The 7,140-nt window shown below is 49.0% G+C and carries 5 protein-coding genes; 4 read left to right on the top strand and 1 reads right to left on the bottom strand.

Annotation, left to right across the window (positions count from 1 at the left end; translation table 11 throughout):
- Positions 1-148 precede the first annotated feature (148 nt).
- On the bottom strand, positions 149-3,709 hold the full coding sequence (gene smc / locus O3C58_13910; protein MDA0692945.1) for a chromosome segregation protein SMC: 3,561 nt from the start codon (positions 3,707-3,709) through the stop codon (positions 149-151).
- A 259-nt stretch (positions 3,710-3,968) separates the two neighbouring features.
- Here smc and O3C58_13905 point away from each other — a divergent pair, with 259 nt between their 5' ends.
- From O3C58_13905 to pyrF, 4 genes are all read left to right on the top strand, one after another.
- Positions 3,969-4,316 (top strand): arsenate reductase family protein, encoded by a 348-nt coding sequence (locus O3C58_13905; GenBank protein ID MDA0692944.1) that lies wholly within the window; start codon positions 3,969-3,971, stop codon positions 4,314-4,316.
- Positions 4,317-4,348: 32 nt separating this feature from the next.
- Entirely contained in the window at positions 4,349-4,900 is a 552-nt protein-coding gene (locus tag O3C58_13900; GenBank protein MDA0692943.1) for a CoA pyrophosphatase, read from the top strand.
- 22 nt (positions 4,901-4,922) lie between these two features.
- Positions 4,923-5,906, top strand: a complete 984-nt coding sequence (locus O3C58_13895) for an ATP-grasp domain-containing protein (GenBank protein MDA0692942.1) — start codon at positions 4,923-4,925, stop codon at positions 5,904-5,906.
- Between the two features lie 348 nt (positions 5,907-6,254).
- On the top strand, positions 6,255-7,025 hold the full coding sequence (gene pyrF, locus O3C58_13890) for an orotidine-5'-phosphate decarboxylase (GenBank protein MDA0692941.1): 771 nt from the start codon (positions 6,255-6,257) through the stop codon (positions 7,023-7,025).
- Positions 7,026-7,140 lie beyond the last annotated feature (115 nt).

The raw sequence follows: 7,140 nt of genomic DNA, 5'->3' as shown, positions 1-7,140 counted from the left end.
AACAGGCTGGAAAGGCGGAATTAAATTCCGCACTTCCGTATAACCTTTAAGGGTAGGTCGCCTGTTCCACTAAAACAAAGCCATCTCCTTAAGTTGACGATTAGGAGCATTTAGTCAATTTTTAGAGATACCCTAAAAACGCCGGGCTTTAATTCAGCTGGACGGAAACGGCCTTGGAGACACCGCGTTCTTCCATGGTGATGCCGTAAAGCACATCGGCAAACGACATGGTCTTTTGATTGTGGGTGATGAGAATGAACTGGGTGTTGAGAGACATTTCTTTCAACATTTCCTGAAACCGGATGACGTTGGCTTCATCGAGGGGGGCATCCACTTCATCCAGGAGGCAAAAGGGACTGGGCCGAACTTTGAAGACCGCAAAAATCAAGGCGATGGCGGTCATCGATTTTTCCCCACCGGACATCAACGACAGATTCTGCATGCTTTTTCCCATCGGGTTGGCGGTGATTTCAATGCCGGACTCCAGTGGGTTGGCTGCGTCCGTCATGGAGAGTTCCGCTTTGCCGCCCTGGAACAGTTGCCCGAAGGTTTCCTTGAAATTGATGTTGACCTGCGCAAAGGTTTCGATGAAACGCTGTTTGGTGGTGCGGTTGATTTTTTCGATAGTGTTGTGCAGCATGGCAATGGATTCTTCCAAATCCTCCTGCTGTCTATTCAGGAAAATGTAGCGGTCATTGGTTTCCTGGAAATCCGATAATGCGGCGAGATTGACTTCGCCCATTTTGGCGACCTTATCCTTGAGGCTGCGAATCTGTTCATCGGCTTCTTTTTCATCGGTGTTCTCATCATAGGCCCGCATCATTTCGTCACGGGTGGCATTGAAATCGTCGTAGGCTTTTTCTTCCAGGTGAGCCGTCTGGATTTTTAGTTCCGATTGCCTGAGCTCGATTTTGGAAATGGACTCGGTGACTTCCTGAATTTGCCGGGAAAGGGTTTTGGCTTCCTTTTCCATGTGGTCCAGAGATTCTTCTTTCTCTGTCAGGGTTTCATCTTCGTGAATGACTTCTTCATTGAGTCGGTCTTTTTCACGAGCCTGTTCCAGAATTTGTTTTTCCAGCGACTTAATTTCCGCCTGCAATTCGGTTGTTTTGCTGGCGTCCAGTTGCCGGCTGCCTTCCAGGTTTTTGATCCGATGCCGATGGTTTTCCTGTTGCAGGTCGAGCCGTTTGATTTCAGTGAGGGTGTTTTCCCGTTTGCCGATCAGAGAGGCGATGCGAACCTTGACGGCGTTGATTTCTGCGGTCCGGGATTCCAGTTCATTCCGCTTTTGCTCCACTTCACGACGGAAGTTGGCGATGCTTTCTTCGAATTGTCCCTTTTCGCTTTCCTGGAGAGCCGCCTCTTCCTGAAGTTTTTCCTGCTGTTCGATCAACTCTTTAAGCTCGAGAGCAATACTGGATTTTTCTTTTTCAAGGGTGGAAAATCGTTGCGCCAGGCGTTCGACTTCTTTGGTCAATTGCTGTATGTCTTTTTGCCGGTTGTTGTTGGCCATCTCGATGTCGCGAACGGTTTTTTCGATCTGCTGCAATTGATCTTTCCGTTTTGATAATGTGTTTTTTAAGTCGTCGATATCTTTTTGGGCTTCCCGCATTTCACCCTGAAGCCCGGACACGGTCTCCGTGAGGGCCTCGATTTCGCGGTTGCGAGCGAGCAGTCCGGAAGAATTTTTCTCCATCGAGCCGCCAGTGACCATGCCCTGGGAATCGATCATCTCCCCATTCCGAGTGACCGCAATGCTGTTAAAATTTTCGTCTTCATGCATCTTGAAGGCCGTTTCGAGGTCTTGCACCATCACCACGTTGCCAAGCAGGGTTTCAACGATGGTGCGGTACTCGTCCTTGCATTCGATCATATCCAGGACTTTGCCGATAACGGCGGGGTTGCCGCTCAAATGCAGGGGAGGGTGAGGCGAGGATTTTGGCTCGAGGGGAATGAAAGAGCCACGTCCCGTCTGAGTTTCCTGCAAATAACGGATGGCTGCAAGGGTATCGGGATAAGACTCAACGATGATGCTCTGTAATTTTTCGCCCAATACGGCTTCTACCGCCGTCTCAAATTCGGCGGGAGTTTTCAGAACATCGACCAGAATTTCCCGGAGCCCCGGCAGTGGGTTGCCGTTGGTGTTGTCCGCCATGAGGGATTTTACCCCCTCCTGAAATCCTTCAAATTTGTTCCTGAGTTCTTTTAGCGAGGACAGCACGGAGGATTGCGTGAGTGTGTTCTCTTTCAGGGAAGAAAATGCATCCAGCTTGGTCTGCAGCTGGTCCTGGAGTTCGCTGTTTTCACGCGCCAGGGTCGTCTGCTGTTCTTTGAGCCGGGTGAACTCCTGCAGTTTTTCCTGATGTTCGGTTTCTGTTTGCTGGAGGGTTTCTTTGCTTTGGCTGGTTTGCGCCTCGGTCTCTTCGTGCTCGCGGTTCAGTTGCTCATTGCGGGATTGCAGATATTGTTTGCGGGTTTCCAGCGCGGTGAGGGCGTTCTTTTTCTGTGAAATGAGTTGAAAATTGGCGAGGATTTTCTTTTCTTCCTCGCGGACGTTTTTTTCCAGTTCCTGAACGGTGGATTTATCCTGCGCCAGTTCTTGATTACCCTGGTTGAGGATTTCTTCCTGCTCATTGATCTCATTGGAAACACTTGTCAAGTCCTGGCGCCGGGTTTCTGCCTGCGCGGCAAGATGTTTTATTTGCTCATTCATCCGTGCGGATTCTTCTTCCGCACTCTTGACATCGCGTTCGGCCTGAGCGCTCTGCGACTGCTTGAGTTCAATGCTGTGTTCATTTTTTCCGATTTGACTGGTGAGTTGATGCACCTGATCTTTCTTTTCACTCAGGGCCTCGGCCAACGCGTCGATATCAATATTCCATTGTGTGATTTGGTTTTCCAGATGCGAAAAGCGGGCCGATTGCTGGGCTTTCTGTTCGTTCTGGGCGCTGTAGACGGTTTCGATTTCTTTCAGCTCGCTTTGGAAGATGCTGTTTTTCCAGGAAAATAATTTGAGCGAGAGGTTTTTGATTTCAGACTGGTACTCTTTGTAGCGTTCGGCCTTTGCGGCTTGCCGTTTCAAGGATTCCGCCTGGCGCCTGAGTTCCTGGACGATATCGGAGATGCGTTCCAGGTTTTGACTCGAAGCGCCCAGTTTGCGGATGGCTTCATTGCGACGGTGCTTGAATTTCAGAATTCCTGCCGCCTCTTCAATGAGAATCCGCCGATCTTCCGGCTTGGAGGTGATGATGTCCTGAATATGGCCCTGCTCAATGACCGTCAGAACTTTCGGGCTGATGCCCATGTCCATCAGGAAATCGGTGATGTCTTTCAACCGGCAGGGGACCTGGTTGATGTAAAATTCACTCTCGCCGGAACGATGATAGCACCGGGTGATTTTCACTTCTTCTGCAAGGTTAGGGACGTTGGCGATGCGGATTCGGGCAGGGACGTTTTTAAGGGTCAGGGAAATTTCCGCCCGGTTGACGGGTTTGCGCGAACCACTGCCGTTGAATATGAGATCCGTTGTCTTGGTTCCGCGCAGGGATTTTGAGCTTTGCTCTCCAATGACCCAGCGAATGGCGTCGGAGACATTACTTTTTCCACAACCGTTCGGACCCACAATAGCGGTGAACCCGTTGTTGAAATGCAACTGGGTTGCGTCTACGAAGGATTTAAAACCCTCTAGTTCCAAGCTTTTTAAAATCATCGGCTGGCAAACACTCGTGGAGAAGAATATCCCTGATCATGCGGTATAATGGCCGAAGATATCTCAATCAGGGGGCTAAGTAAAGAAAAAATCATACCATTTCTGGTAGGGTGGAAGGTAAAGGTGCACAATATATAGGGGCTTAAGTGGATTCAGGCCGTTTTGCACCTGAAAATAATGACCCGTATTTTCTTAGGGGAGCCAAAATGTCTTGATATACAATATCGCCAGAATGAAATTTTTAAGGAGACTCCTTTTCATGAAATTTTATGGATACAATAAATGTGGGACGTGTCGCAAAGCGAAAGCTTTTTTAGACAGTCAAAATTTAGAATATACGGACCTGGACATCACCGAGACGCCGCCGCCCAAGTCTGTGTTAAAACGGGCGATGCAGGTGAAAGGCCTGCGCAAACTTTTCAATACCAGCGGCGTCCAGTATAAGGAACTTAAAATGAAGGATAAGATTGCCTCCCTGACGGAAACGGAGGCCATCGATTTGCTGGCTGCTAACGGACGGCTGATCAAACGGCCCATTGCCGTTGATAATGACCGGGTGACGGTGGGGTTCGACCTGGAGGAATATAATACCGTTTGGGGCAGTTGACTGGAACGCAGGCTGGATTTCGGAATAGAAGAATGAATCTTTTTTTAATCACAACCCAATTGAAAAATCATTTCCCGGTGGTTCTGGAGCCGGTGGAACCGCATCCCCAACGGTCGGCGGTGCTGGTGATTTTATATAAAAAAATACAGCAGACGCATGTGCTGATGACCAAGCGGGCGCTTGACTTGAAAGTCCACGCCGGCGAGCTTGCTTTTCCCGGAGGAGTGGTGGAAAAGCAGGATGAAGACCTTCTGTGCACGGCGTTGCGTGAAACTAAAGAGGAAATCGGAGTTGAGGTGGACCCTTGTCGGGTCATCGGTTGTCTGCCCAAAGTGGAAACTCGAACCGGGTTTGAAATCACTCCCTTTGTGGCGATTTTGCAGTTTCCGCCAATTATCAAAGCCAGTAGCGATGAAGTCCACGAAGTTCTGGAGATTCCTCTGGCGCCCTTGCTTTCCACGCAACAGCGGGACGTTGGTTTCAAGGCGTCGGATAAAATGGTGGTCTATATCTATAAGCACCATCGCATCTGGGGGGCCTCAGCAAAAATTTTATTGCAGATTGAAAACCTGAACCTCATTTAACTTTTTTTGGCAGGAATACGGAATGAAGGAACTCAACCTGCTTTTGCTTGCGCCCCACTGGCGGGTATCTCTTATCCGGTCTTTTCAGACGGCAAAAGTCCGGCTGAGGGTTGCAGGGAAGCTGGTGGGAGCGGACAGCGATCCCTTATCCCCTTCCCTGAAGGTGGTGGACGTGGAATATCCCCTGCCTCTGTTTGCAGACGCCGCTTGCAAACAAGCGTTGCTCGATATCTGCGAGCGCGAAACCATCCATACTATCCTGCCGATGACCAACAAGGCGGTGGAATTTTTAAACCGCCATTGCCAGGATTTTAAGCGGGAAAATATTCTGGCATACCTCCAGGATGCCGACACAATCGAGGTTTGCCATGACAAGTTAAAACTGTCCAAATTTTTTAATGCAGAGAAAATTCTCTCTCCCTTGACAGGGGAAGTGGGTTTGTTCATCAATTCCTCTGAGTTTCCTCTGATCGCCAAGCCAAGACAGGGCGAAGGCGGTAAGGATAACTTTGTCATTGAAAATCAACGTGACCTGAAGTTTTATGCGGAAAAATATCCCGGTCATATAATGCAGAAGTACATTGAAGGGCAGGAGTTCACCGTCGATTGGTTTTCGGACAAATCAGGCAAGCCGCTTCTTATTGTTCCGAGGGAGCGGTTGGCGGTTCAGGGCGGGGAGGTGATGGTCAGCCGCATTTGCATGGACCCGGAAATCATCGCAGCCGTCCGGCAGGTGGGGTTGCTGTTAAAGCTCAAGGGCCCCGCCAATCTGCAAGGCATTCGTCCTGCAAACGGCAAACTTCTTTTTACCGACATCAATCTGCGCTTTGGCAGTGGCGCGGGGCATACTATCGCCGCAGGCGGGGACATGCCGGGCTGTATCTATCGAGATCTGGGTGACGAAGGGCCACTTGCCGAAATAAATTCGATCCAGGACGGAAGTGTCATGACCCGGTTTCATGACGCTTTTTTTTCGCACACAGGCTTGGATGAAGAACAAAGGTGAATTCAGGCGGTCCGCTTTACAAACGGGACGTTCCACTTTAATATGACCGACAGGCGGCCCGTGGCGTTGCGTGGAGCCCCAGATTAAAAAATCCTGTCATTCGGTCCTGATCTCAAATATCTTGTTATTGAAAAAATAATGAACGCAGAAAATACAGGGCATCTCTAAAAATTGACAATGGCACCGAATCGCCAATTCAAAGAAGCGTCTTTTGTTTTAGCAGGACAGGCGACCTACCCTTAAAGGTTATCCTGTCCGCACGGGCTGGATAGCCCGTGCCACTGATTTAAGTAACTTTTGCACACGATTCTATTTTCTGTGAAAACTAATTTTTAGAGGTGTCCTACATTGATAGAAGAAGCCAGAAAACGCCTCATCTTCGCGCTCGACGTTCCCGACCGCAAAGAGGCTGAGAGGTATGTGAAACTGCTCGAAGGTTCAGTCGGTTGTTTCAAGGTGGGCCTGGAGCTGTTCGTCAAAGAAGGCCCGGAGGTTCTCAAAGTGGTCCGGGACAACAGTTCCGCCGATATATTTCTTGATCTCAAGTTGCACGACATTCCTGCAACTCTGAGCAGAGCCTTAATATCTGCGGCAAGCCATAAGGTTAAGTATGTCACCATTCATTTGGAAGAAGGCGAAGCTCTTCGTGGAATTCCACCAGAGGTGAAAGACTCTGGACTGGAAGTTCTTGCTGTAACGGTACTGACCAGTATTTCTGAAGAAGATTTAAGCAGGTATAGTTTAGAGAATATTGAGGAAAAAAAGAAAAATCGTTTTACAGGATCTGAGGTTTATGGATTAAGCAAACTAGAAAATATTGTCATTGAACGAGCTATGCAGGCAGAGGTTTCAGGCTGTGCAGGGGTGATTTGTTCTGGGGAGGAAGTGAAGTTAATTAAAAGTGTTTTTCCCCATATGAAGACTGTTGTTCCGGGAATCCGCCCGGCCTGGAGCGAGGTCGGAAAAGACGACCAGAGTCGCATCACCACCCCAGGGCAGGCCATTGAACGGGGGGCGGACCTGATCGTGGTGGGCCGACCCATCCGCGATGCACAAGATCCCAAAGAGGCCGCTGATAGAATAGTGGATGAGATTTTACAGTCGTTGAATAAAAAGTAATCCGCGGTTTTCCAATGTCTCCTGAATAGCAACCTGCAACTAGATTAGCAGGTTGCTGAAAAACTATTTTTGGGACCTTAAAATGTTAATTTCAAGTTTACTGTTAATTTAAGAA

This window comes from Nitrospinota bacterium (genome assembly GCA_027619975.1).
Taxonomy (GTDB): Bacteria; Nitrospinota; Nitrospinia; order Nitrospinales; family VA-1; genus JADFGI01.
Note: the sequence above shows the minus strand (reverse complement) of the source record. Positions and strands in the feature narration are given on the sequence as shown.

Bases quoted from the DNA above. Each gene is read 5' to 3' on its own strand.
- smc (MDA0692945.1), bottom strand. From the start codon at position 3,709: ATGATTTTAAAAAGCTTGGAACTAGAGGGTTTTAAATCCTTCGTAGAC.
- O3C58_13900 (MDA0692943.1), top strand. From the start codon at position 4,349: ATGAATCTTTTTTTAATCACAACCCAATTGAAAAATCATTTCCCGGTG.
- O3C58_13905 (MDA0692944.1), top strand. From the start codon at position 3,969: ATGAAATTTTATGGATACAATAAATGTGGGACGTGTCGCAAAGCGAAA.
- O3C58_13895 (MDA0692942.1), top strand. From the start codon at position 4,923: ATGAAGGAACTCAACCTGCTTTTGCTTGCGCCCCACTGGCGGGTATCT.